This window comes from Flagellimonas sp. ABD4_174 (assembly GCF_056160185.1).
In genome coordinates, this window is the sequence record NZ_JBSWWP010000001.1 from 2,923,894 (window position 1) to 2,943,838 (window position 19,945).

21 protein-coding genes are annotated in these 19,945 nt (G+C 41.0%); 9 read left to right on the top strand and 12 right to left on the bottom strand.

All coding sequences use genetic code 11. From position 1 onward, the window contains the following. Window positions 1-28: 28 nt before the first annotated feature. Window positions 29-1,123 carry a Nif3-like dinuclear metal center hexameric protein gene (locus ACXAFK_RS13050; RefSeq protein WP_474958035.1) on the top strand — a complete coding sequence of 365 codons (1,095 nt, stop codon included), beginning with the start codon at window positions 29-31 and terminating at the stop codon, window positions 1,121-1,123. Window positions 1,124-1,128: 5 nt separating this feature from the next. Further along, the gene (locus ACXAFK_RS13055; RefSeq protein ID WP_224837627.1) at window positions 1,129-1,908 is read left to right on the top strand and encodes a zinc ribbon domain-containing protein; all 780 of its coding nucleotides are present in this window, start codon (window positions 1,129-1,131) and stop codon (window positions 1,906-1,908) included. 238 nt (window positions 1,909-2,146) lie between these two features. On the opposite strand, the gene ACXAFK_RS13060 is transcribed toward ACXAFK_RS13055, so the two are convergent. Further along, entirely contained in the window at window positions 2,147-3,487 is a 1,341-nt protein-coding gene (locus ACXAFK_RS13060; protein ID WP_474958170.1) for an FAD-dependent oxidoreductase, read from the bottom strand. A 141-nt stretch (window positions 3,488-3,628) separates the two neighbouring features. Here ACXAFK_RS13060 and ACXAFK_RS13065 point away from each other — a divergent pair, with 141 nt between their 5' ends. The 3 genes from ACXAFK_RS13065 to ACXAFK_RS13075 are packed head-to-tail and all read left to right on the top strand — an operon-like array spanning window position 3,629 to window position 6,602. Further along, window positions 3,629-3,778, top strand: a complete 150-nt coding sequence (locus tag ACXAFK_RS13065) for a DUF2256 domain-containing protein (RefSeq protein ID WP_474958036.1) — start codon at window positions 3,629-3,631, stop codon at window positions 3,776-3,778. After that, window positions 3,768-5,066, top strand: coding sequence for a DASH family cryptochrome (locus ACXAFK_RS13070; RefSeq protein ID WP_474958037.1), 1,299 nt, complete (start codon window positions 3,768-3,770; stop codon window positions 5,064-5,066). Before ACXAFK_RS13065 ends, ACXAFK_RS13070 begins: the two co-directional genes overlap by 11 nt. 3 nt (window positions 5,067-5,069) lie before the next feature. Continuing rightward, complete coding sequence (locus tag ACXAFK_RS13075; RefSeq protein WP_474958038.1) at window positions 5,070-6,602, top strand: cryptochrome/photolyase family protein; 1,533 nt, start codon at window positions 5,070-5,072, stop codon at window positions 6,600-6,602. A gap of 134 nt (window positions 6,603-6,736) precedes the next feature. Here the strand turns inward: ACXAFK_RS13075 and ACXAFK_RS13080 are convergent, their stop codons facing one another. The 4 genes from ACXAFK_RS13080 to ACXAFK_RS13095 form a co-directional block, all read right to left on the bottom strand. Further along, on the bottom strand, window positions 6,737-7,285 hold the full coding sequence (locus tag ACXAFK_RS13080) for a ClpP family protease (RefSeq protein ID WP_224837622.1): 549 nt from the start codon (window positions 7,283-7,285) through the stop codon (window positions 6,737-6,739). Between the two features lie 77 nt (window positions 7,286-7,362). Continuing rightward, window positions 7,363-8,190 carry a mechanosensitive ion channel family protein gene (locus ACXAFK_RS13085; RefSeq protein WP_293296350.1) on the bottom strand — a complete coding sequence of 276 codons (828 nt, stop codon included), beginning with the start codon at window positions 8,188-8,190 and terminating at the stop codon, window positions 7,363-7,365. Between the two features lie 28 nt (window positions 8,191-8,218). Continuing rightward, complete coding sequence (locus ACXAFK_RS13090; protein WP_293296352.1) at window positions 8,219-8,410, bottom strand: hypothetical protein; 192 nt, start codon at window positions 8,408-8,410, stop codon at window positions 8,219-8,221. Further along, a complete protein-coding gene (locus ACXAFK_RS13095) occupies window positions 8,411-8,983 on the bottom strand; it encodes an RNA polymerase sigma factor (protein WP_474958039.1) in 573 nt (190 codons plus the stop codon). It abuts the gene before it with no gap. Between the two features lie 139 nt (window positions 8,984-9,122). On the opposite strand from ACXAFK_RS13095, the gene ACXAFK_RS13100 reads away from it, so the two are divergent. The 3 genes from ACXAFK_RS13100 to ACXAFK_RS13110 all read left to right on the top strand — a co-directional run bounded on the left by ACXAFK_RS13100 (window position 9,123) and on the right by ACXAFK_RS13110 (window position 12,355). Continuing rightward, window positions 9,123-9,812 carry a hypothetical protein gene (locus ACXAFK_RS13100; RefSeq protein ID WP_474958040.1) on the top strand — a complete coding sequence of 230 codons (690 nt, stop codon included), beginning with the start codon at window positions 9,123-9,125 and terminating at the stop codon, window positions 9,810-9,812. 312 nt (window positions 9,813-10,124) lie between these two features. Continuing rightward, on the top strand, window positions 10,125-11,936 hold the full coding sequence (locus ACXAFK_RS13105; RefSeq protein WP_474958041.1) for a sensor histidine kinase: 1,812 nt from the start codon (window positions 10,125-10,127) through the stop codon (window positions 11,934-11,936). Between the two features lie 2 nt (window positions 11,937-11,938). Continuing rightward, window positions 11,939-12,355 (top strand): response regulator, encoded by a 417-nt coding sequence (locus tag ACXAFK_RS13110; RefSeq protein WP_252080319.1) that lies wholly within the window; start codon window positions 11,939-11,941, stop codon window positions 12,353-12,355. A 36-nt stretch (window positions 12,356-12,391) separates the two neighbouring features. Here ACXAFK_RS13110 and ACXAFK_RS13115 read toward each other — a convergent pair whose 3' ends face one another. Genes ACXAFK_RS13115 through ACXAFK_RS13125 form a run of 3 tightly spaced genes read right to left on the bottom strand, consistent with a single transcriptional unit; the run spans window position 12,392 to window position 15,368 of the window. Continuing rightward, window positions 12,392-13,543, bottom strand: a complete 1,152-nt coding sequence (locus ACXAFK_RS13115) for an MFS transporter (protein WP_474958042.1) — start codon at window positions 13,541-13,543, stop codon at window positions 12,392-12,394. A 34-nt stretch (window positions 13,544-13,577) separates the two neighbouring features. Beyond that, entirely contained in the window at window positions 13,578-14,846 is a 1,269-nt protein-coding gene (gene kynU, locus ACXAFK_RS13120) for a kynureninase (RefSeq protein WP_474958043.1), read from the bottom strand. A 57-nt stretch (window positions 14,847-14,903) separates the two neighbouring features. Continuing rightward, a complete protein-coding gene (locus ACXAFK_RS13125; RefSeq protein ID WP_474958044.1) occupies window positions 14,904-15,368 on the bottom strand; it encodes an N-acetyltransferase family protein in 465 nt (154 codons plus the stop codon). A 65-nt stretch (window positions 15,369-15,433) separates the two neighbouring features. On the opposite strand from ACXAFK_RS13125, the gene ACXAFK_RS13130 reads away from it, so the two are divergent. Next, window positions 15,434-16,075 carry an O-methyltransferase gene (locus ACXAFK_RS13130; protein ID WP_224837612.1) on the top strand — a complete coding sequence of 214 codons (642 nt, stop codon included), beginning with the start codon at window positions 15,434-15,436 and terminating at the stop codon, window positions 16,073-16,075. Here the strand turns inward: ACXAFK_RS13130 and ACXAFK_RS13135 are convergent. The 4 genes from ACXAFK_RS13135 to ACXAFK_RS13150 form a co-directional block, all read right to left on the bottom strand. Next, window positions 16,041-16,613, bottom strand: coding sequence for a phosphatase PAP2 family protein (locus ACXAFK_RS13135; RefSeq protein WP_474958045.1), 573 nt, complete (start codon window positions 16,611-16,613; stop codon window positions 16,041-16,043). The two genes, ACXAFK_RS13130 and ACXAFK_RS13135, sit on opposite strands and share 35 nt — an antisense overlap. Window positions 16,614-16,618: 5 nt before the next feature. Beyond that, window positions 16,619-16,891, bottom strand: a complete 273-nt coding sequence (locus tag ACXAFK_RS13140) for a Sec-independent protein translocase subunit TatA/TatB (protein ID WP_224837610.1) — start codon at window positions 16,889-16,891, stop codon at window positions 16,619-16,621. An 80-nt stretch (window positions 16,892-16,971) separates the two neighbouring features. Next, window positions 16,972-19,290, bottom strand: coding sequence for a M1 family metallopeptidase (locus ACXAFK_RS13145; RefSeq protein WP_474958046.1), 2,319 nt, complete (start codon window positions 19,288-19,290; stop codon window positions 16,972-16,974). A gap of 61 nt (window positions 19,291-19,351) precedes the next feature. Continuing rightward, complete coding sequence (locus ACXAFK_RS13150) at window positions 19,352-19,870, bottom strand: DUF6702 family protein (RefSeq protein ID WP_474958047.1); 519 nt, start codon at window positions 19,868-19,870, stop codon at window positions 19,352-19,354. Between the last annotated feature and the right edge of the window lie 75 nt (window positions 19,871-19,945).

Consider the following 19,945-nt stretch of genomic DNA (forward strand, 5'->3'; position numbering starts at 1 on the left):
TATCTTTAGCACACTTAACAATTTTAAAATGACCGTTAACGAAATAGCAAAAACGCTAGAGGAGTTGGCCCCTTTGGCCCATGCAGAGGATTTTGACAATGTAGGTTTACTGGTGGGCAACCCCAAAATGAAGGTCAAGGGTATTTTGGTCACCTTGGACACTTTGGAAAATGTGGTGGACGAAGCCATTGCCAAAAATTGCAATTTGATCGTAAGCTTTCATCCCATTATATTTAAAGGTTTAAAAAAACTTACCGGAAGCAATTATGTTGAACGAGTGGTGCTCAAGGCCATTGCCAACAACATTGCCATTTACAGCATGCATACGGCACTGGACAATAACAAAATGGGGGTCAATGCCAAAATCTGTGAGGTCCTAGGCATTAAAAATCCAAAAATCCTGATTCCAAAAGCCAAGAGTATTAAAAAACTGACCACATACGCTCCCTTGGCAGACGCTGACAAAATAAAAACATCCCTTTTTGAGGCAGGTGCCGGCGAAATAGGCAAATACAGCAATTGCAGTTATAGCCTGGAAGGTATCGGGAGTTTTAAAGCAGAGAGCGGGGCCAACCCATCTGTAGGAAAAGTTGGGGAAGTCCATTTTGAAAAAGAGACGCAAATCAATGTTATCTATTCCTTTGAAAAAGAAAGTGCTATTTTAAAAGCGCTCTTTTCATCCCATCCATACGAGGAAGTGGCCTATGAGATTATCACCCTCGAAAACACCAATCAAAATCTTGGAATGGGCATGATCGGCACATTGGAGACAGAACTAACGGAAAAAGCGTTTCTGCTAATGGTCAAGGAGCGGATGAACGCATCGGTCGTCCGCCATTCCGAACTCTTGGGCAAAAAGGTAAACAAAGTCGCTGTTTTGGGCGGTAGTGGTGCATTTGCCATAGAAGCTGCCAGTAAATCCGGTGCAGATATCTATGTAACTGCCGATCTAAAATACCACGATTTTTACCGTGCAGAAAACCAAATGGTGGTCGCCGATATTGGGCACTTTGAAACTGAGCAGTTTACAAAAGATTTATTGGTTGATTATCTTACGAAAAAAATTCCTAATTTTGCAGTCTCTTTATCGGAGAGTATAACGAATCCCATCAAGTATTTATAAAATATATGGCGAACAAGAAAGAAAACACTGTGGAGGAAAAGTTGAGAGCACTATACGATCTACAGCTTATTGATTCCAGAGTGGATGAAATCCGCAACGTTAGAGGCGAATTGCCTTTGGAAGTACAAGACTTGGAAGACGAAGTTCTTGGTCTTAAAACCAGAATGGACAAATTAAAAACGGATGTTGAGACCATCAACTTTGAGATTACTGCCAAAAAGAATCTTATTGAAGAGTCCAAGTCGCTGATCAAAAAATATAGCGAGCAACAAAAAAACGTGAGGAACAGCCGTGAATTTAATTCCCTGAGCAAGGAAGTGGAGTTCCAAGAATTGGAGATTCAATTGGCCGAAAAGAACATTAAGGAGTTCAAAGCGCAAATTGAACAGAAAAAGGAAGTAATTTCCCAGACCAAAGAAAAATTGTCCGAGCGCGAAAGCCATTTAAAACACAAAAAAGGCGAATTGGATGCTATTCTTGCAGAAACCGAAAAAGAGGAAAAAGCGCTTTTGAAAAAATCTGAAGAGTACGAAGAGCAGATTGAAGAGCGTTTGGTGAAGGCCTACAAAAGAATCCGTCACAATGTAAAAAACGGTTTGGCCGTGGTTCCTGTAGAGCGAGGTGCTTCAGGTGGTTCCTTTTTCACGATTCCTCCACAGGTTCAGGTAGAGATAGCTTCGCGCAAAAAAATTATTACAGACGAGCACAGTGGTAGGATTTTGGTAGATCCGCTACTGGCCGAAGAAGAACAAGAAAGAATGGAAAAGCTTTTCGCAAAGCTTTAATCCTAAAACTTGAACTAAAAATATAGAAGCCACCTTAAAAGGTGGCTTTTTTTATGTAGTTAATCAAAATAAAAAAGCGATGAGCAAATCCCGACCCAGTAGATAGTTGAGTATTGCTTTTACCCTTTTCAGAAACCAAATTGGTTTTCCGGAAGAGTTCAAGTTATTCGCGAAATTAATATCCGACTAAATAATAGGCTTCTTGATTTCGGGGGAAAAGACCATTGACCTGACTTGCCTACAACAACTCCAGAATCATTTCTTCAACTTCCTTGGAATCCCACTTTTCTTCAATATTCGGTATTTGCATCACTTGTTTCATAATGGCTTCCTGCATATCCCCAATAGCAAGAGCTTCGGCGTAGGGCCTGTCCGAAAATGTGACCCGACTGTAAACAGGAATCCATTTCTCCGGATGTAGGGCCGCAAAATGCTTTTCAATTTTTTTCTGTAGCAAAAACTTAGGGTCTGCCGTTTTACGGCTCATCTCCACAAAATTTCGATAACTCAACTCGGCAATGGCATCTGCATTGGGCTTACGTTCCTTTTGGTACTCGGAAAAAATAGCGTCCCAATCGTCCCCATATTTCTCCATGAGTTTGTTAAGGATAAATATATCCTCAAAACCGGCATTCATGCCCTGACCATAAAAAGGCACAATGGCGTGTGCCGAATCACCGACCAGAGCAACTTTGTTCCAATAGGTCCAAGGATAACATTTCATGGTCACCATGGCGCTGGTTGGGTTTTGAAAAAAATCTTTGGTCAAATTCTCGATTTCCTTGCGCACGTTTGGGAAATACTCCTTAAAAAATGCCTTCGCAGCATCCACAGTGGTCAAACTTTCAAAAGACACCTTCCCTTCAAACGGCAAAAACAGGGTACAGGTAAAACTACCATCAATATTGGGCATGGCAATGAGCATAAACTCACCTCGCGGCCATATATGAAAAGAGTTTTTATCCAGCTTATGGGTTCCATCCCCGTTGGCTGGTATGGTAAGTTCCTTATACCCTACATCGATAAAATCTTGTGAATAATCAAACCTACTTCTACGTTGCATTTTGTGGCGCACTCTGGAAAACGCACCATCGCAACCAAAAATGATATCGAACTGATATTCCGTCCACTCTCCTTTTTCGGTTTCCCCCGTATAAATTTTAGCTTCGGGCAGGTTAACGTCCCAAACTTTTTCGTCGAACCTGAACACCGTTCCTGCTTCTTCGGCCAAATCGATCATCCGTTTGTTCAAAATACCGCGAGAAATGGACCAGATGGCCTCCCCTTCCTTCCCATATTTTTGAAAATATACGGGCTTATCGTTAACGTGCATGGCCCTCTTATCCAACGGAATGGCTATATCCTTGATCTTTTCACCAATACCTACTGCATTAAGGGAGCGCCAACCCCTATTGCTCATGGCCAAATTAATGGACCTGCCAGAAAACTTGATTGTCCTAATATCCGGCCTTCTATCAAAAACTGTGACCTTGTGTCCAATTTTTCGGAGATAAATCGCTAACAAAGAGCCCACCAATCCGGAACCGATGATGGCTATATTTTTTGAAGTCTGTACCATAAATGCCCACTGGGCCAAATTCTAATTAAAAAGTAAAAATAAGCATTTTGGCCTTGAACAGTTCCAAATAATGGTTTCCCTTCCATTTTCAATTATTTTTGTTTAATAATTTTGTAATTTTATTAAACATTGTTGATTGGGTTGGCACATCTTAAAACATATTTACCTATAAAACATTGCCCGGTTTGCCAAAGACCTTTTGCTTGGCGAAAAAAATGGGCGAAAGATTGGGATAACGTAATTTATTGCAGCGCACACTGTAGAAAAAACAAGAACAAACATGACAACTAGCCTAATTTGGTTTGGAAATAATTTACGGGTACACGACAACGAAGCTTTGCATCTGGCCGCCAAGGCCAATAGATTAATAGCCCTGTATTGTTTTGACCCTAGGCAATTCGAAACTGATAAATTTGGATTCAAGAAAACGGAACGCTTCAGGGCAAAATTTCTTTTGGAAACGGTTCAACAGCTTCATGAAAATCTAAAAGCACTCAATATCACTCTTTATGTTTACCAAGAAAAGCCAGAGGATGTTATACCTGATTTGGTGAGGCAATTTAATATAGATGCCGTTTTTGTACAGAACGAATGGACCTCTGAAGAGAAACAAACCGTACAAAATGTTCAAAATCTATTACCCAAAGGAACTGTTCTGCACAAGATCTTCGACCAATTCCTATTTCATCCCGATGATATTCCTTTTGCCTCCCCTGCACAAATCCCTTCAATATTCACACTTTTTCGAAAAAAATGCGAAAAATATTCCTCGGTCAGACAATGTTTTACTTTGCCCAAAGCATTTCCCATGGAAAATCAAGTAGACCCCAACACTAAAGTCCCAACATTGGAAAGTCTTGGGTTCTTAGATTTTAAAACAGATCACAGGTCCGCCTTTCCGTACAAAGGTGGCGAGGAAAATGCCCGAATGCGCATACAACATTACTTTTGGGACACCAAAAAACTGGCCTACTATAAAAAAACGAGAAACGGACTTACCGGCACCGATTACAGCTCCAAACTCTCACCCTGGTTGGCCAACGGAAGTATTTCCGCTCGAACCATCTATTGGGAAATAAAACGATTTGAAAAGGAAATTAAAAAGAATCAGGATACGTATTGGTTGGTTTTTGAGCTGATTTGGCGTGATTACTTCAAATACATTTCGTTAAAACACGGAAATGATATTTTTAAATTGGAAGGCATTCTTCACAAAAAATATGACTGGCACACAATACAAGATGTCAAAATGGCATGGATCAACGGGGAAACCAATGATGATTTTGTAAACGCCAATATGATCGAACTAAAACAAACCGGATGGATGAGCAACCGTGGCAGACAGAACGTGGCCAGTTTTTGGTCCAAACACCTACAACAAGATTGGCGAATAGGGGCCGCCTATTTTGAATCGATGCTCATAGACTACGACGTACACAGCAATTGGGGCAACTGGATGTACAACAGCGGTGTGGGCAACGACCCGCGAAACAGAACTTTTAACACAAAACGGCAGGCGGATATGTACGATCCCAATAAAAAATTCCGATCGCTTTGGCTACAACCCACTCTTTTTTAACCGATGAAAACACTTCGACTAATCCTTGGTGACCAATTGAACCTATCACACAGCTGGTTCGATAAAGTGACCGACGACCACACATACCTAATGGCCGAAATGCGCCAAGAAACCGATTATGTAAAGCACCATATTCAAAAAGTAGTCGGCTTTTTTCGTTCCATGAGGAATTTTGCAAATACTTTAAAAGAGGAGGGGCACCATGTCATCTATTATAGGATAGGTGATGAGAAAAATCCTCAAAACCTGCCCGAGCTCATCAAAAAAGCCATTTCGGAACACCAAATTGAAAAGTTCGAATACCAATTGCCCGATGAATACCGATTGGACCAGCAGCTCAAGGAAATCGTAAAATCCATTACCATTAGTTCCGAGGTTTTTGACACCGAACATTTTTACACCAAAAGAAATGATCTGGAAAATCACTTTAAAGGAAAAAAACAATTGTTGATGGAGAGTTTCTACCGCATGATGCGAAGGAAACATAACATTTTGATGATCAATGATCAGCCCGAAGGCGGTAAATGGAACTTTGACCAAAGTAACCGCAAAAAATGGGACGGATCGCCAAAAATTCCCAAGGAACTATCTTTTGATACCGACGTTACCGAACTGTTGGAAGAAATTAAAAAAGCGGATATAAAAACCTTCGGTAACATTGACGCCAATAATTTTCCCTGGCCAACATCGCACGAGGAATGTAAAAAGTTATTGACGTTTTTCTGTTCCAATCTGTTGAAATATTTTGGTGATTATCAAGATGCATTGCATACTCAGGAAAAATACCTGTTCCATTCGCGCCTTTCCTTTGGCATGAACAGCAAAATGCTGTCACCCCAAGAAGTAATCCATACCGTATTGGACCATTACCATGCGCATAAAGATGACATCCATATCTCGCAAGTGGAGGGTTTTATCCGTCAGATATTAGGTTGGCGGGAATACATGCGGGGGGTATATTGGAAGGAAATGCCGGGATATGCCAAAGTGAACAAATTGGAGAACCGCAACCCGCTCCCGGATTTCTTTTGGACGGGCAAAACCAAAATGAACTGTTTGCACAAGGCCATTACCCAAAGTTTAGACGATGCGTATGCCCATCATATTCAACGGCTCATGATCATTGGAAACTACGCCCTTCTCACTCAAATTGACCCCGATAAAGTGGATGCTTGGTACCTTGGCGTATATATAGATGCGATCGAGTGGGTGGAAATTACCAATACCCGGGGCATGAGCCAATATGCCGATGGTGGCATTGTGGCGACCAAGCCTTATGTAAGCAGTGCCAATTATATTAATAAAATGGGCAACTATTGTAAGGAATGTAGTTATAGCCATACTAAAAAGTCGGGAGAAAAATCCTGTCCCTTCAATTCGCTTTACTGGAATTTTTTACAAGATAAAAAAGCGTTTTTTAAGGACAATCAACGTATGAACATGATGTTGAGCTTATTGAAAAAGAAGAATAAGGAAGAACTCAAGGATTTGCAGGATAGGGCCAGGAAAATTATTGCAAATCCGGAGCTATTCTGATTTTAACAAGTCTTTATGATACATTGGCATTCTTGTTGCCGTATATATTTAAAATATTCCGCTTCGGCGCCTATATATAAAAAGTCCTTCACAATACGTTGCGAAGGACTTTTCACTTTATAGAAATCTTGGGTTTATTTCAATATATCATCTACGATGCCATACGCCACAGATTCTTCTGCGCCCATCCAATAATCACGATCAAAATCCTTCATTACCTTGTCAAAAGACTGCCCACAGTTTTCCGCCAATATTTTGGCACCCAACTCCTTGGTCTTTATAATCTCTCTGGCCTGAATCTCGATATTCGATGCCTGCCCTCTTGCACCACCGCTAGGCTGATGGATCATTACGCGGGCATGGGGCTGAATAAATCTTCTGCCCTTTTCGCCTACGGATAATAGAATGGAGCCCATAGAGGCCGCCAATCCGGAACAAACGGTAGATACAGGGCTTTTGATCTGTTTAATGGTATCGTAAATGGCAAACCCGGAAGTTACGTAGCCTCCGGGGCTATTGATAATCAATTGAATCTCATCATTGTTCAACATATCCAAATACAGTAGCCTATCGATTACATGCTTGGCAGAATCATCATCTACTTGTCCCCACAAAAACACTTTGCGGTCATCTAATAACTTTTCTTGGATCAATTCCTGAACTTTTCCTTTTTTTGAACTCATTTTTTTACGTGTTGTAAGACTTCAAAAATAATCAAATTCCAAGGAAGTTACCGCACTTGTTTTACACAATGGACAGATTAAGATTTTATCTGTACTTTTTGTGATACCACATCTTTGATGGGAATCACAAATTCTCCGGCTCGGGTCTCTAAAATAAGGCTATTGTTTTCGATGGCCTTGATGGTTCCTTCGTCGTCCCCGATCACAATTCTGTCTCCAACGGCATAGGTCTTTCTTGTATAGAAGGACCTCATGATATCTGCAATAATTTCTCGTGTTCCCAAACCTACGCCCAATGCAAATGCCAACAGAAACGCCCCCAATATCATGGTTATATTATTGGTTATGATGGTGGTATCGACCCCTGCTTGGTTCAACGCCGTGATGGACATAAAAATGACGATAATGTAAAACAGCAGGTTACTTACCAAGTTGGAACCTCCCAACTCAAAGGATTCGAATAGTTTTTTTACCGTTTTTTTCACCAAACTGCCTATATAGAACCCTACCATTAAAAGGACCAATGCACTAAAAAACCTGGGCAGATAATTGAGGAGGTTGCCGATTTCCTGGGATATGATCTGAAAATTTAAAATATCGGCGGTCAATATTAGGAAGACCAAGATCAGAAACCATTTGGCAAAGCCCAGTACAATTTTGGAAAGATCAATCTTAAAATCGCTCTTACCAGTTATCTCCATGTCGTTTATTTTCTCGTTGAGTGCATCTATTTTGGTAATCTTGAGTACCTTTTTTAATAGAAATGTCACAATTTTAATAGTCAACCATCCAATAATCAAAATTATGATCGCCCCAAATATTTTGGGAAAAGCAGTCGCTATTTCTCTTCCTATCGTGGAAAGAGACTCCGATGCTATTGCCTTCCAATTGTTTATTGTTTCCATATTTATAATTTTTATTGTGTCTGTTTATTTATCGATTATCTCCCAAGGTTCTAAATAGTTTGCGCAAAGCATTTCCCAAGTTTATTGAAAATAGTGAAGCCAAGTCCATGATCAATTTTGCCGCAGCAATATCGTTCATTACTTTTTTCTTCATTTCCGGAGGGGTCTCCTTTAAAGATGCCTCCAGTTCTTTGAATGGATTTTTATGGTGCTTTGCCATCTATTCCAAAGTTTTATATATTTCCAACAATCTTTCCTTTGCCCGTTTTAACCGCATTTTTATTGCGCTTTCCCCAATTTCCATTAAATCTACAAGTTCTTTTATACTCGCCCCGTCCTGGTATTTCAGCAGCAAAATGGACTTATCTTCCGCTGCAATGAGTTCCATGGCTTTCTTGAGCTTGTCCGTTTTCATTTCGAACAAACTCTCATCGGAAACTTCTTGGGTCAATTTATATTCGGAGTTTTCGACCTGTACGGAATTATCCTGTATTTTTCGTTGCTTATTACGGTTAACATAGTTCACACAAAAGTTATAGGTAAAGGAATAGAGCCAAGTAGAAAACTTCGATTTTCCTTTAAACGTTCGAAGTTTGATAAAAAGCTGGAGGAACACATCTTGCGTTAAATCCTCCGCCTCGTCCTCAGATTTTGCAAAACCGTAACATTTATTGTACACCATTTGCGCATAGCGGTCGTACAACTTACCAAAAAGCATGGTATCGTTGTCCGCTACGATCTGTTTCACTAATTTCTCATCGGAATAACGAGAATAAGGGTCTTTTGAATCCAAAAAAGCTTTATCGTGGTTATTTATAAGAATTAGAAACAGCTTTTTTAAAAAAGTCACTCTGGAAACAGTTTTTTGGTTGATGTTCGGACAATGGTCAAAAATAAGAGATTTTCCTAGTATATTTGGCTAAAAACCAGATATGAAGACCAATTCCCTCTTAGCTCTATTTGCCTTTTTAATGTTCGCTGCCTGCAAAACCGAACCAAAAAAGACCGAGGCTGCCGAAAAAGAGGCGGAAGTTGAAAAAACCGTGCCCGAACGCATTGCAGAGGCCCATGGTTTTGAACAATGGGACATGGTAAAAGGCATCACTTTTACCTTTAATGTTGATAGGGATTCCATGCATTTTGAGCGCAGTTGGGAATGGAAACCCAAGAGCAATGTGGTATCCGCCATTTCTGGACCGGACACGCTTACCTACAACCGTAATGCCATGGATAGTATCGCCATAAAAACCAATAGTGGTTTTATTAACGATCGGTACTGGTTGTTGGCCCCTTTTAATTTAATGTGGGATTCCAATAATTACACCTACGAGCACACCACAGATGCTGTTGCTCCCATTAGCGAAGAGCCCATGCAAAAACTTACCATTGTATACGCGAACGAAGGTGGTTACACCCCTGGTGATGCATATGATTTTTACTTTAAGGACGATTACATTTTACGTGAATGGGCCTATCGAAAATCCAACCAGGAAGAACCTAACTTAGTTTCCACCTGGGAGGATTATGTGGAGATGGAGGGGCTTAGATTGGCCAAACAGCACAATCGTCCAGAAGGTGGCACAAGTTTATATTTTACCGGCATTTCTGTTAAAAAAGACTAATGCTTAGTTCATAAACACATGGCAGCAACTCGAATTATTTAGATGGTAACTGTTCACCATATAACTGTTGCCTATTCTTTTAAAGTTTTTATTGGTAAAATTACTCGAGCCCCAAATTTCAGCCTAGGAGCAGAACGGGTCAGCACGTGAATTTTTCTCAGCTAACTTGACGTTTCAATAAAATATTTGTTCAAAATAACCACCTTAGATTAAGAATGTTACACACATTTAATCAAGTTTAAGTGTGTGAATTCACGTGATTCATTGTAGTATTAAGCTTATTTTGATAAATTTAAGTGCTAAAACACTACAATGACCCCCGTTGAATCCGTATTTCAGGACGCTTCAATTCCCTTTACCATAATAAACCAAGAACAGTCCATTATAGATTATTCCACACAGTGGTTAAACTCGTTCAATTTGGATTCGGACATCATGGGCAAGAATTTTTTCGAAGCCATGCCCCAATTGCCCGAAGAACTAAAGATCGATATCAACTATTGTTTGGAAGGCATTAAAACCCGTTCCGATTCCAAAAGGATCGTACAAAAAAACGGGGACTCCATTTGGTACGATTGGAAAGTTAGCTTGCTGAGCGATCAGGATGGAAACGATGGACCAAAAATCTTGGTTATCCTAGAAAACATAACACACAGAAGGCTTGAAGAGGAGCTTTTGATCAAGTCGCAACAAGTGGCAAGGATTGGAGGTTGGGAGGTTGATCTGGTAAAAAACACCTTGTATTGGTCCAAAATTACCAAAGAAATCCATGAGGTACCCGAAGATTATCTTCCAGATTTGGCCAAAGGAATCTCCTTTTACAAAGAGGGGTACAGCAGGGATACCATATCCAAATTGGTAAAGGAGGGAATAGAGCAAGGCAAAAAATGGGATGTTGAACTACAGATTGTCACCTCCAAAGGAAATGTTGTGTGGGTACGTGCCATTGGCGAACCGGAAATGCTCAACGATAAATGTGTGCGCATTGTTGGTACTTTTCAGGATATAGACGGAAGAAAAAGGGCTCAACTCCTATTGGAAAACAGCCGGGCATCTTTAAAAGGTACTTTCGATAATTCGTCCATTGGAATGGCTCTGGTGGCCAAAAATGGCAAATTTATAGACGTCAACTCCAGTTTGTGCGAGAGCCTTGGGTATACAAAGGAAAACCTGCTAAACCTCAATTTTCAAGATATAACACATCCCGACGATCTAGAAATAGATCTTAAATTGCTCAACGAACTTGTAAAGGGCAAAAGGAATTCGTACCAAATCGAGAAAAGATATTTTAATAACAATAGACAGCTGGTCTATGTAATTCTCACAGTTACCGCAGAACGTAATATCGATGGTGAAATCTCTCATTTTATTTCTCAAATCGTTGATATCTCCACCAGAATAAAGGCAGAAAAAAAATTGAAGGGGCTACTTGAACTGACCACGAACCAGAACAACAGCCTTATGAACTTTGCCCATATTGTTTCCCACAACCTAAGGTCGCATGCGGCAAACCTAACGATGATAAGTGATTTTGTCACCGATGAATCCTTGGCCGATGATATTCGCAAAGACAGTTTAAAACTATTGACCCAAGCATCTCAAGGGTTGAATGAGACCATTTCCCACCTAAATGAAGTGGTTCAGGTAAAACTGGAAACTGATAAAAAATTAAAATCCATACCCCTCAAACCTCTAGTTGAAAAAGTATTGAACGATATTCGAGCGGTAATAGATGAAAACAATGCGGATATATTCATCGATATTCCCGACAGCATACAAGTTAAAGGTGTTTTAGCCTACATGGAGAGTATTGTTCTGAACTTGGTCACCAATGCCATTAAATACAAAGACCAAAGCAAAAACATCACCAAAGTGGCCATTACGGCAACAGATAACAACGAAACGGCGGTTCTACAAATAGAGGACAATGGCCTAGGAATAGATCTGGACAAATACGGGGAAAAACTCTTTGGCATGTACAAAACATTCCATGGCAACGAAGATGCAAGGGGAATCGGTCTGTTTATAACAAAAAATCAAATAGAATCCATGGGCGGTAAAATTGTGGTGGAAAGCCAACCGACCATAGGAACCATCTTTAAAGTTACCTTTTTAAAACAATGAGCATGAATTTATTGGACGTAGCATTTATTGTCGATGATGACCCTATTCACCAATTTGGAATGAAGGTGTTATTGCAGAGAATTAAATTTTCCAATGAAGTACTTATCTACCAAAATGGGCAGGAGGCCATAGATGCTTTAACACAACGAATGGAAAAGGGCTTAAAATTACCCTCCATTATTTTTTTGGACCTCAACATGCCTATAAAAGACGGTTGGGGGTTTTTAGATGATTTTGTTGAAATCCCTCATCAAAACAGAGAAAAAATAGTGATCTATGTGGTGAGTTCTTCCATTAACCCATCCGACCAAGAAAAAGCAAAGAAATATGCTGTGGTGAGCAATTATATCGTTAAACCCATCAATAAAGATCAATTGACCAATGTTCTCGATGATTTGGGTTTGATCGACAAAGTGTAAAAAATTCCAACAGACTCTATTTGCCAATTCCGATATTTATTGTTTTCGCCTTCGATGAAGAAAGAATGTGATTACCAACACCAATAAAGCGAGACAGAGCAGCAATAAAAAACTATAGTTCAACGATGCACTTTCTGCAATAAACCCAAGAACTACGGGACCCAACAAAAACCCCATGTAGCCTGCCCCTGCAATAAAAGCCACTCCTTGAGAGGAATCTACACCTTTTACATTCCCCCCGATTCGGAACAGTTCCGGCACAATAACCGAAAACCCAAGTCCGTTTAAGGCAAAGCCGATAATGGACCACGTTGTGTGCTGTGTTAAAACCAGAACAAAACCTATGGCCGCAATCATGGCGCCTAGGCCAACAATTTTTATGGGACCTATTCTCTCACTGATCCCATCTCCCAAAAATCGACCAAGGGTCATCGTGGTGGAAAATGCCAAAAAACCGGCCCCAAACAATACTTCCGGTGCCATGGTCATTTCCTTGAGATATAGTGCGCTCCAATCCACAATGGCACCTTCAGCCCCAAAACACACAAAACCAATTATTCCCAGAAGCAACAAGGGCTTAAAAAGTGTAAAGCTAAAAGGCTCTTTTTCCACCGGGGCAGCTACGATTTTAATATAGTGTTTTCTAAACACTAGATTAACCATAAGCACCAACGCTACGGTAATGGCCATGTGCCAAACTGGGCTTCCGATCACTGGGATCAAAAAACTGCCCAGACCCACTAGAATACCTCCCAAACTAAAAAATCCGTGGGCTGCCGACATTATATTTTGTTTATCCTCCTTTTCAATCTCGGTCACCAAGGTGTTCACGGCAATATCGATAAACCCATTACTGGCCCCAAATAAGTACAAGGCTGCCATCAACAAATAATAATTGGGTGCCATAAGGGGCAACATGGCCATTATGGAAACAAATATGACCCCATACCAAGTAGCTTTGCCAACACCTAGCTTATTAATTATTTTGGAGGCCATTGGAAAAATGGTAAATACCCCGAGGGACAAACAGAATAGGGCAATCCCAAGGTCCGCCTTATTTATATCCAATTTTTCTTTTACGGTCGGAATATATATGGCCCAGGTACCAAACCAGACATTTAAACTGGTGAATACCCATGCAGCTCCAAAGTACCTGGAGTTTGTAAGAATGAGCCATAGGGATTTCATATAGGGGTCAAGTTGAAAAAGTTATCAAGGATGTTTATTTGTCCTGTATGCCTTTTTTTAAGATCTGTCCAAATCGGTACATATCTTCGAACGAGCAATATAAAGGTGCAGGAGCCAAACGAATCACGTTTGGTTCCCTCCAATCGGTTATTACACCGTTCTTCATCAAATAATCAAAAATGGCCCTACCCTCTCCATGTAAAAAAACAGAAAGTTGGCATCCTCTGTCCTTTGGGGTTATAATTTCGAATGTGCTGTCCACTTCCTTATCTATTTCGTGCAACACAAACTCCAGAAAGGCCACTATGGTGCGCTGTTTTTCTATTAGGGCATCCATACCCACTTCCTCAAACATCTCCAACGAGGCCAAATATGGTGCCATCGAAAGTATGGGCGGGTTGCTCAATTGCCAGGCGTCGGCACTCTGAATGGGGTCGAATTCGGGCTGCATTAAAAAGCGTGTCTCTTTTTTGGTTCCCCACCACCCTTCAAAACGAGGAATATCCTTTTTGCCCAAGTGTTTTTCATGTACAAAAATTCCAGATGCGTTGCCCGGTCCACTGTTCATGTATTTATAGCTGCACCATGCCGCGAAATCGGCTTCCCAATCATGTAGGTTCAATTTAATATTGCCCACGGCATGTGCCAAATCCCATCCAACAAAGGCACCAACATCCTTACCCGCCTTGGTAATGGCCTCCATATCCAAGACTTGGCCATTGTAATAATTTACTCCTCCCATTAGTACCAAGGCCAACCCATCCCCTACCTCGTTGATCTTTTGGATTATATCCTCGGTACGCCAAGCATGTTCGCCTTCCCGTTTTTTTACCTCTACAATGGCCTCTTTTGGGTCCAAACCATGAAAACGTACTTGACTTTGCAGCATATATTGATCGGATGGAAAAGCCTTTTCCTCGCAAATGATCTTAAAGCGTGATGTGGTAGGTCGATAAAAGGATACCATCAACAAATGAAGGTTTACCGTCAACGTATTCATTACAGAAACCTCTTGGGGCCTTGCTCCCACAACGTTGCCCAGGCCATTGGCCAGCCGTTCATGGTAATCCCACCAAGGTTTATCGGCATAAAAATGTCCTTCTACGGCCAACTCTTTCCAGTCTTTCATTACCTCGTCCACAAACGTTTGGGTGCGTTTGGGTTGCAACCCAAGGGAATTCCCTGTAAAATAGATTACATCCTTTCCGTTTACCTGGGGATAGTGGAATTCATTTCTGTAGTGGGCCAATGTATCGGAAGCATCAAGCTGTTTGGCAAATTCGAGCGTGTTTTGGAACGTCATGCTGTAATGGTTTGCATCAAAAATACGATTTGTGGAGGTAATGTACACTAATGGAATTTACGCCAAGCGCATTTCTATAATGTGCTTTTTAAAACCCACTTTTTCGTACGCTTTTATGGCCGAAAGGTTGTCGTTGTATACTGTTAACCTGATTTCCTTAAAACCTGCACTCTCCGACCATTTTTTAAGTTCGTCCACGATCATTGCATTGATCCCCTTACCTCGATACTGTTGATCCGTGTACATAAAACCGAGGTAGGCATAATATTCGTGGTCCAGATAGTGCCTCGCCTTTTTTGGAATGGCATACCCCGATGCCACCACCTTCTTCTCTATTTCGGCCACCACAATGCATGCTTGCGGATCTTGGATCATCGCCTCGATATCGTAGTAACTTACCGCACCTTTCTTTATGGTAACATCAAAAGGGCGTTCCGCATTGATTATTTCTTGTTCAAATTTTAGCAACAACGGGAGGTCGTGTATTGTAGCCGGTCTAATATTTACCTTATGTAACGGCATAGTCTGTTTTATTTAAAGAGCTGTTCCAATGTAGTTCTTTTCCATATTTTTGCGAAAAATTTATCATGCATTTCCTATCACCGGTCTTGGAGAATTATATTGCCAACAATACCGAAGACGAACCTATCCTGTTGCAAGAACTTACCCGCGAAACACACCTAAAGGTGATACAGCCCAGAATGATCACTGGACATTTTCAAGGCAGAGTGTTGAGCATGCTTTCTAAAATCATCAATCCAAAATACATTCTTGAGATAGGCACATATACCGGATATTCCGCATTGTGTTTGGCCGAAGGGCTTCAAAGAGAAGGAGAACTGCATACCATTGAGGTAAACGAGGAACTCCACCGCATGCAGAGCAAGTACTTTGATAAAAGTGGATATGGCCCCCAAATAAAGCAGCATACGGGAGATGCCCTGGATATTGTTCCCAACTTGGAACAAACTTTTGATTTAGTTTTTATTGATGCCCAAAAGGTGAACTACGATAGCTATTTTGAAGCTGTACTCCCGAAAACAAAGCCGGGCAGTATTATCCTATCAGACAATGTTCTATGGTCGGGCAAAGTGGTAGAACCCTTAGAAAAATCGGACAAGGCCACTGCGGCTCTTTTACAATACAACCAAAAACTCAAGGAAGACCCAAGGGTAGAAACTGTTTTATTGCCGATCAGGGATGGACTGACTTTGAGCCGGGTGCGATAAATCGTTGATAAATCCAAAAGAAGAGTGTTCCGCTCAACACGCCTACTATGGTACCCACCAAAATATCAAAAGGATAGTGCACCCCAACATAAATACGGCTCATCGTAAAAAGTAGGGGCCAAACAAAAAAGAACATCGCCCATTTCATTTTTTTTCTCAAGAACAAAAATACCAAGGTCGTTATCGCGAACGAGCTGGATGCATGGCCCGAAAAGAAGCTAAAATCTGTCGGTGTTTTTAATATTCGGATCAGGGAATTGATTTCTTCTGTATTGTTCGGCCTTAATCTCGCTACAGATATTTTGGTAAAATGTGTAACAAGGGCAATAAACAGTGCCAATCCTAACACGGTCAAAAATTTATGTAGTGCCTCTTTTTTTGAAAAATTGAGGTAAAACAATATCACAAATAGTATAAATAGAGGTATCCAGGTGGTAAATTGGGTAGCCGTGGACCAAAACAAGTCGTACTTTTCTATGCCCAGACCATTGAGATAAACAAAAGTGTCCCTATCCCATTTGAGCAGTTTTTCCAGCATGGGATTTACTTATTTATGTCGCGTTTAATAGAACCGGAAACTTCCTCCACATTTTTCTTTACATCATCGATCTCCTTTCGGATATTCTTGGTAAAGTCTGTATCCACATCGGCACTTTTTTGGATTTCACGTTTAATATCATCCGTGGCATCCTTAAGTTGGCGCATTCCTTTGCCGAGCCCCCTGGCTATTCCAGGTATTTTATCCGCACCAAACACCATCACCACTATAAATAGGATGAAAAATATCTCGGCTCCACTAATGAATAGAAATTGCATGGCACAAATATAATCAGAACTTCATTTCAAAATAAAAAAAGCCCTGTGAAATCACAGGGCTTTTTGGTATGGCTTAAATCTTATTTGTCTCCTTTGATATTTTCCTTGAATTTATCAAAATCGGACTTTTCATCTTTCTTGGGCCAAGAGTTGTTTGTGGTATCGATATCTGCAGTCTCCAATTTTGGATCTACTACGATTCCTACCAATTCCTTTTCTGTTGCCATTACTCTTTTCACCTCTGCGTCGTTCTTTCTCCAAATTTCAGGAGGATAAGTAACGCTTTCAGTGGTGCCGTCGGCGTACGTGTACTCAACGATCAACGGCATAGGGATTCCCCCTGGTTTATCAAAAGTGATTTCGTAGAAGAACTTAGGTTCTTTTACCTGAGCTCTTTCGGCTGCCGTCATGTTATCCATCATAAACTCCTTTAGGTTCTGAGAAGTCTCTGTTGGTGATTTTCCTTTAAGTTCTGGTGCAAAGTCCTCGCTATCCTCTTCTGCCAAATAGACCAATGGAGGAAGATCGGCTTCGGTAAGGTTTCTGTCCGCCATATACTTTTCCATTTCTTTGGTCGGTTTGTTGGTAACGTAGTATTTTTTTACTCCTTTTACCCCTATATCCACATAATCGGTAGTGTAGAACCAAGATCTCCAGAACCAATCCAAATCCACAGCGGAAGCATCTTCCATGGTACGGAAGAAATCCTCTGGGGTCGGGTGCTTGAACATCCAACGCTGTGCGTAGGTTTTAAAGGCGTGATCGAACAATTCCTTGCCCATTACGGTTTCCCTTAAAATATTAAGTGCAGTAGCTGGCTTTGCATAAGCGTTAGGGCCAAGCTGATATACATTCTCTGGATTGGACATGATCGGCGATATAAAACTTTGATCGCCGGCCATATAAGGCACTATTTTGGCCGCCTCTCCTCTTCTTGATGGATATTTTTCGTTGGGGGCAATGGCTTCTGGGAAAGTTTGTCCAAATTCCTGTTCTGCCAAGTATTGCATAAAGGTATCCAAACCTTCGTCCATCCATCCCCACTGACGCTCATCGGAATTAACGATCATTGGGAAGAAGTTGTGGCCCACCTCATGGATGATCACACTGATCATTCCGTATTTGGTTCTATCGGAATAGGTTCCATCTTCGTTAGGACGACCATAGTTCCAGCAGATCATGGGGTACTCCATACCTTGGTTTTTCGCGTGTACGGAAATAGCCTTGTGGTACGGGTAATCAAAAGTGTGCTTGGAATAGGTCTGCAGGGTTTGAACCACTGCTTTTGTGGAGTATTCTTCCCAAAGTGGATTTCCTTCTTTTGGGTAAAGTGATACTGCCATTACATCTTTGTTCCCGATTTTTACGGCTTGCATGTCCCAAATAAACTTTCTGGAAGTTGCAAAACCGTAATCCCTAACGTTGGTCGCCTTGAACTTCCAAGTCTTGGTATCGTTGGAAAAGCCTTTTTCTGCAGCTTCAGCTTCTTCTTGGGTTACAATGATTACAGGCTTATCGTAAGATTTTTTGGCCTGCTTGTAACGCTTCATCATTTCTTTGGAGAAAACCTCTTCGCGGTTTTGAAGCTCACCTGTCGCATCCAGAATATGGTCTGCGGGAACAGTAATACTTACATCATAGTTTCCGAATGGCAGAGCAAACTCTCCGCTGCCCCAGAACTGATGGTTTTGCCAGCCTTCCACATCGCTGTACACAGCCATACGAGGAAAGAACTGTGCGATCACGTAGGCACGGTTTCCATCTTTCTCAAAATATTCATAACCTGAACGTGCCCTATTTACGGTATGATCGGGAATGTTGTACCACCATTTGATGGAGAACGAAATCTTTTCACCACTCTTCAGCGCTTGCGGAATGTTAATGCGCATCATGGTTTGGTTAATGGTATAGGACAATGGCTTGCCATTGGCATCGTTTACCGATTCAATGTTAAAACCACCGTCAAAAGGCTCACTTATGTATGTTTGGGCAAAATTACCTGCTGTATAGGCAATGTTTACACCATTTCCATTGCGCAAGGGCGACTTGGAATCCTTGGCACGTACGTTTTGATCTAACTGTACCCAAAGAAACTCCAAATCATCTGGTGAGTTGTTGTGGTACGTGATGGTTTCCTCGCCATTGATCTTGGCGTTTTTATCGTCCAGGTAGATATCCATTACATAATCTGCCTGTTGTTGGTAATAATCGGGACCCGGGGCACCTGAAGCCGAGCGGTACGTGTTCGGAGAGGAAAACTCCTCGTACAATTGTTTAAACCTACTTTGGTTGTAGTGACCTGGTTCCCTTTCTTCTTTAACGTTCCCTTCTTCCTGGGCCATGACCACGGCCCCGAACAGGAACAATACGGAAGCAAAGCAATACTTAATTTTGTTCATCTTCTAATTTGATTTTATAACAGCGAAAAATAACATATTTTAACCGAACGTTAAGAATATGTCATAAGTTTAACATTCCTTTATTGTACTCTTTGATCAATACAAAACTTTTCTTTTTCCCGTTCCACTTAATGTGCACCACGTTTTTCTGCTCTTCGAACAAATCGGTGAGGACTTCGTTTTGGATGGACATGGTCTTGACTTCTGTTAAATTTACATTAGGAATCTCCAAATAACAGATGGCCACATCGGTATCGTATCTTTTACCCAAAAAGGTATATTTTACCGGTTTCCCATCGAGGGTTACCACGAATTTAGACCTAAAGTATTTCTCAATATACCCATCGGCCAAGTTGGATTCATTAGGGGTTGCCAATTTGGCTTGGATACCGTAGCGCTCGGAAAGAAGCTTATCCATGTCATCGATAAAAATACGGCTGGTAATCTGAAAGGCCTTATCTTCTTCCGAATATTCGATATTGGTAACGCTAACGTAAAATTTATGTGCGGTAGAGAAAGACAAAAACAACAGTATGGCGAAGGGCAATATCAGGATTTTTGTGTTTTTCAAATGTTTCATGTAGTGCTAGACTTTATATGGTACAACAATGTTACTGTTTTAAACGACTATCTGCAATTTACCTGCCAAACTTAT

Bases quoted from the DNA above. Each gene is read 5' to 3' on its own strand.
- ACXAFK_RS13050 (WP_474958035.1), top strand. From the start codon at position 29: ATGACCGTTAACGAAATAGCAAAAACGCTAGAGGAGTTGGCCCCTTTG.
- ACXAFK_RS13055 (WP_224837627.1), top strand. From the start codon at position 1,129: ATGGCGAACAAGAAAGAAAACACTGTGGAGGAAAAGTTGAGAGCACTA.
- ACXAFK_RS13060 (WP_474958170.1), bottom strand. From the start codon at position 3,487: ATGGTACAGACTTCAAAAAATATAGCCATCATCGGTTCCGGATTGGTG.
- ACXAFK_RS13070 (WP_474958037.1), top strand. From the start codon at position 3,768: ATGACAACTAGCCTAATTTGGTTTGGAAATAATTTACGGGTACACGAC.
- ACXAFK_RS13075 (WP_474958038.1), top strand. From the start codon at position 5,070: ATGAAAACACTTCGACTAATCCTTGGTGACCAATTGAACCTATCACAC.
- ACXAFK_RS13080 (WP_224837622.1), bottom strand. From the start codon at position 7,285: ATGAGTTCAAAAAAAGGAAAAGTTCAGGAATTGATCCAAGAAAAGTTA.
- ACXAFK_RS13085 (WP_293296350.1), bottom strand. From the start codon at position 8,190: ATGGAAACAATAAACAATTGGAAGGCAATAGCATCGGAGTCTCTTTCC.
- ACXAFK_RS13090 (WP_293296352.1), bottom strand. From the start codon at position 8,410: ATGGCAAAGCACCATAAAAATCCATTCAAAGAACTGGAGGCATCTTTA.
- ACXAFK_RS13100 (WP_474958040.1), top strand. From the start codon at position 9,123: ATGAAGACCAATTCCCTCTTAGCTCTATTTGCCTTTTTAATGTTCGCT.
- ACXAFK_RS13105 (WP_474958041.1), top strand. From the start codon at position 10,125: ATGACCCCCGTTGAATCCGTATTTCAGGACGCTTCAATTCCCTTTACC.
- ACXAFK_RS13110 (WP_252080319.1), top strand. From the start codon at position 11,939: ATGAATTTATTGGACGTAGCATTTATTGTCGATGATGACCCTATTCAC.
- ACXAFK_RS13115 (WP_474958042.1), bottom strand. From the start codon at position 13,543: ATGAAATCCCTATGGCTCATTCTTACAAACTCCAGGTACTTTGGAGCT.
- kynU (WP_474958043.1), bottom strand. From the start codon at position 14,846: ATGACGTTCCAAAACACGCTCGAATTTGCCAAACAGCTTGATGCTTCC.
- ACXAFK_RS13125 (WP_474958044.1), bottom strand. From the start codon at position 15,368: ATGCCGTTACATAAGGTAAATATTAGACCGGCTACAATACACGACCTC.
- ACXAFK_RS13130 (WP_224837612.1), top strand. From the start codon at position 15,434: ATGCATTTCCTATCACCGGTCTTGGAGAATTATATTGCCAACAATACC.
- ACXAFK_RS13135 (WP_474958045.1), bottom strand. From the start codon at position 16,613: ATGCTGGAAAAACTGCTCAAATGGGATAGGGACACTTTTGTTTATCTC.
- ACXAFK_RS13140 (WP_224837610.1), bottom strand. From the start codon at position 16,891: ATGCAATTTCTATTCATTAGTGGAGCCGAGATATTTTTCATCCTATTT.
- ACXAFK_RS13145 (WP_474958046.1), bottom strand. From the start codon at position 19,290: ATGAACAAAATTAAGTATTGCTTTGCTTCCGTATTGTTCCTGTTCGGG.
- ACXAFK_RS13150 (WP_474958047.1), bottom strand. From the start codon at position 19,870: ATGAAACATTTGAAAAACACAAAAATCCTGATATTGCCCTTCGCCATA.